Below are 4,869 nucleotides of genomic sequence, written 5' to 3' on the forward strand. Positions count from 1 at the left end.
AGAACATTGAAAACTGAACAGATACACGTCAGATTTATTTGAAAACATTTAATTGATGAGCTGAACATCAGCTCTTCACATATTTCGTGGAGAGTTTGATCCTGGCTCAGGATGAACGCTGGCGGCGTGCCTAATACATGCAAGTCGAACGAATCTTCTTCGGAAGATGAGTGGCGAACGGGTGAGTAATACATAGGTAACCTGCCCCTGTGCGGGGGATAACAGGAGGAAACTCCTGCTAATACCGCATAGCCATGAGCACCGCATGGAGCTCATGCCAAATATCCTTTCGGGGATAGCGCAGGGATGGACCTATGGCGCATTAGCTAGTTGGCGGGGCAACGGCCCACCAAGGCAACGATGCGTAGCCGGCCTGAGAGGGCGGACGGCCACATTGGGACTGAGACACGGCCCAGACTCCTACGGGAGGCAGCAGTAGGGAATTTTCGGCAATGGGGGAAACCCTGACCGAGCAACGCCGCGTGAGCGAAGAAGGCCTTCGGGTCGTAAAGCTCTGTTGTAAAGGAAGAACGGCGCATACAGGAAATGGTATGCGAGTGACGGTACTTTACCAGAAAGCCACGGCTAACTACGTGCCAGCAGCCGCGGTAATACGTAGGTGGCGAGCGTTATCCGGAATCATTGGGCGTAAAGAGGGAGCAGGCGGCCGCAAGGGTCTGTGGTGAAAGACCGAAGCTAAACTTCGGTAAGCCATGGAAACCGGGCGGCTAGAGTGCGGAAGAGGATCGTGGAATTCCATGTGTAGCGGTGAAATGCGTAGATATATGGAGGAACACCAGTGGCGAAGGCGACGGTCTGGGCCGCAACTGACGCTCATTCCCGAAAGCGTGGGGAGCAAATAGGATTAGATACCCTAGTAGTCCACGCCGTAAACGATGGTCACTAAGTGTCGGGGGTCAAACCCCGGTGCTGCAGTCAACGCAATAAGTGACCCGCCTGAGTAGTACGTTCGCAAGAATGAAACTCAAAGGAATTGACGGGGGCCCGCACAAGCGGTGGAGCATGTGGTTTAATTCGAAGCAACGCGAAGAACCTTACCAGGTCTTGACATCGATCTAAAAGGGATGGAGACATCCTCATAGCTATAGAGAAGACAGGTGGTGCATGGTTGTCGTCAGCTCGTGTCGTGAGATGTTGGGTTAAGTCCCGCAACGAGCGCAACCCCTGTCGCCAGTTACCATCATTAAGTTGGGGACTCTGGCGAGACTGCCTCTGCAAGGAGGAGGAAGGCGGGGATGACGTCAAATCATCATGCCCCTTATGACCTGGGCCACACACGTGCTACAATGGACGGGACAGAGGGAAGCGAAGGCGCGAGCCGGAGCGGACCCCAGAAACCCGTTCCCAGTTCGGACTGCAGTCTGCAACTCGACTGCACGAAGCCGGAATCGCTAGTAATCGCGGATCAGAATGCCGCGGTGAATACGTTCTCGGGCCTTGTACACACCGCCCGTCACACCATGAGAGTTGGCAACACCCGAAGCCGGCGGCCCAACCCGCAAGGGAGGGAGCTGTCTAAGGTGGGGCTGATGATTGGGGTGAAGTCGTAACAAGGTATCCCTACGGGAACGTGGGGATGGATCACCTCCTTTCTAGGGAGACAGACGTGTAATGTTCAGTTTTGAGTGCTCTGGCACTCTAGAGAGATCCTTGAAAATCAGATATGATCATCAAATGGAAAGTTTTTTAAACTTTCTGCACACAAAAGATAAGATGTAAGTGAGATCGAGAAATCAAACAAAGAGATAAAGGTCTAGTACATCTGGTCTGAAGGCAAAAAATACTAAGAACAGAAATACTCAAGCGAACTAAAGAGAACCAATCACAAGGTCAAGGAAGAAAGGGCGTACGGAGAATGCCTGGGCACAGAGAGGCGATGAAGGACGCAGCGAACAGCGAAATGCGGCGGCGAGCGGTAAGCACGCGATGACCCGCCGATATCCGAATGGGGAAACCCCTCCGCTCAAGAAGCGGAGACCGCATGACGACCGTCATGACGGGGCAATACGCAGGGAACTGAAACATCTAAGTACCTGCAGGAAGAGAAAGAGAAGTCGATTCCGTAAGTAGCGGCGAGCGAAAGCGGAGGAGCCCAAACCGGACACAGTCCGGGGTTGTAGGACCGCCGGTAAAGATGACATGAAGAGTCAGGAGAATCCCATGGGAAGGGGATCCGAAGAGGGTGAGAGACCCGTATCCGAAGGCTCGACATGCGTCGAGGCGGCACCTGAGTACGGCGGGGCACGTGGAATCCTGCCGGAATCATCGGGGACCATCCCGAAAGGCTAAACACTACTCTGTGACCGATAGCGAACCAGTACCGTGAGGGAAAGGTGAAAAGAACCCCGGGAGGGGAGTGAAAGAGAACCTGAAACCGCATGCCCACAAGAAGTCAGAGCCCGTCAAAGGGTGATGGCGTGCCTTTTGTAGAATGAGCCGGCGAGTCACGATCAGCAGGCGAGGTTAAGCAGGAGATGCGGAGCCGCAGCGAAAGCGAGTCTTAAGAGGGCGAAATAGTCTGAGGTCGTGGACCCGAAACCGGGTGATCTAGCCATGAGCAGGTTGAAGTCGGGGTAAGACCCGATGGAGGACCGAACCGACCCCCGTTGAAACGTTGGCGGATGACTTGTGGCTAGGGGTGAAATTCCAATCGAACCCGGAGATAGCTGGTTCTCCCCGAAATAGCTTTAGGGCTAGCGTCGCAGCGAGAGAGCCGTGAAGGTAGAGCACTGAATATGCGATGGCCGCATCCCGCGGTACTGAGCATAATCAAACTCCGAATGTCACGGTGTCATCTGCGGCAGTCAGACGGCGAGTGATAAGGTCCGTCGTCAAGAGGGAAACAGCCCAGACCATCAGCTAAGGTCCCAAAGTGCATGCTAAGTGGAAAAGGAAGTGGAGACGTGCAGACAACTAGGAGGTTGGCTCAGAAGCAGCCATCCTTCAAAGAGTGCGTAACAGCTCACTAGTCGAATGACTCTGCGCCGATAATTTACCGGGGCTAAGCATGACACCGAAGCTATGGACAGGAATGTGGTAGGGGAGCATTGCATGCAGCGGAGAAGCATGACCGGGAGGGCATGTGGAGCGCATGGAAGAGAGAATGCCGGCGTGAGTAGCGGCACGTGGGTGAGAATCCCACGCACCGATGGCCCAAGGTCTCCAGAGGAAGGCTCGTCCTCTCTGGGATAGTCGGGACCTAAGGCGAGGCCGAAAGGCGTAGCCGATGGACGACGGGTGGATATTCCCGTACCCGATGTGTGGCGATGGAGTGACGGAGAAGGCTCAGGCAACCAGCTGCTGGAATAGCTGGGGCAAGCGAGATACCTGCGCACCAGGGAAATCCGGTGCGCATAAGGGGAAGGCGCGATGCGTACGGAAAGCTTCGGCAAGTACGGAAAAGCTGAGAGCAGGCTTCCAGGAAAAGCTTCTAGCACAACATACATCGGCCCGTACCGAAAATGGACACACATGGGCAAGGAGAGAATCCTGAGGTGAGCGAGAGAACTATAGCTAAGGAACTCTGCAAAATGACCCCGTAACTTAGGGAGAAGGGGTGCTCCAGAAATGGAGCCGCAGTAAAACGGCCCAAGCGACTGTTTACCAAAAACACAGCTCTCTGCGAAGGCGCAAGCCGAAGTATAGGGGGTGACGCCTGCCCGGTGCTGGAAGGTCAAGGGGAGCTGTCAGCGCAAGCGAAGCAGCGAGCCGAAGCCCCAGTAAACGGCGGCCGTAACTATAACGGTCCTAAGGTAGCGAAATTCCTTGTCGGGCAAGTTCCGACCCGCACGAAAGGCGTAACGATTTGGGCGCTGTCTCAGCTGTAGACTCGGTGAAGTCTTAGTACCTGTGAAGATGCAGGTTGCCCGCGACTAGACGGAAAGACCCCATGGAGCTTCACTGCAGGTTGACATTGGGCTTGGATGCATGATGTACAGGATAGGTGGGAGGCTGTGAGCCGTGCGCGCCAGCGTACGGGGAGCCGCTGTTGGGATACCACCCTTCATGCATCTAGGTCCTAACCGGAGGCAACGGGCCACGGGACAGTGTCAGTCGGGCAGTTTGACTGGGGCGGTCGCCTCCCAAAGAGTAACGGAGGCGCCCAAAGATACCCTCAGCATGGATGGAAACCATGCATAGAGTGCAAAGGCATAAGGGTGTCTGACTGCGAGACATACAGGTCGAGCAGGGACGAAAGTCGGGCTTAGTGATCCGGCGGATCCGAATGGAAGGGCCGTCGCTCAACGGATAAAAGCTACCCTGGGGATAACAGGCTGATCTCCCCCAAGAGTTCACATCGACGGGGAGGTTTGGCACCTCGATGTCGGCTCATCGCATCCTGGAGCTGAAGTCGGTTCCAAGGGTTGGGCTGTTCGCCCATTAAAGCGGTACGCGAGCTGGGTTCAGAACGTCGTGAGACAGTTCGGTCCCTATCTGTCGTGGGCGCAGGAGGTTTGAGGAGAGCTGCCCCTAGTACGAGAGGACCGGGGTGGACGGACCGATGGTGCACCAGTTGTCACGCCAGTGGCACAGCTGGGCAGCCAAGTCCGGACGGGATAAGCGCTGAAGGCATCTAAGCGTGAAGCCCCCTCCAAGATGAGACCTCCCATTGGCGACAAGTAAGGCCCCTCGAAGACGACGAGGTTGATAGGCCGCGAGTGCAAGCGCAGCGATGTGCTTAGCGGGGCGGTACTAATAGGCCGAGGACTTGGCCAAGATTGGAAAGAGTAAGGATTAGTAGAGATGACGTATCTGGTTTTGAGGGATCCCTCGAGGATCTGGCGGCGATAGCATGATGGACACACCCGTTCCCATCCCGAACACGGAAGTTAAGCATCATAACGGCGA

3 rRNA genes are annotated in these 4,869 nt (G+C 55.4%); all 3 read left to right on the top strand.

The features are described from left to right. The first annotated feature begins 83 nt into the window (after window positions 1–83). Window positions 84–1,613 (top strand): 16S ribosomal RNA (locus EAI80_RS11900). Between the two features lie 236 nt (window positions 1,614–1,849). Next, window positions 1,850–4,737: ribosomal RNA gene (locus tag EAI80_RS11905) — 23S ribosomal RNA — on the top strand. Between the two features lie 61 nt (window positions 4,738–4,798). After that, window positions 4,799–4,869 (top strand): 5S ribosomal RNA (gene rrf / locus EAI80_RS11910); the annotation flags it as partial.

Origin of the sequence: Catenibacterium sp. co_0103 (assembly GCF_004168205.1) — a bacterium.
GTDB lineage: Bacteria > Bacillota_I > Bacilli_A > Erysipelotrichales > Coprobacillaceae > Catenibacterium > Catenibacterium mitsuoka_A.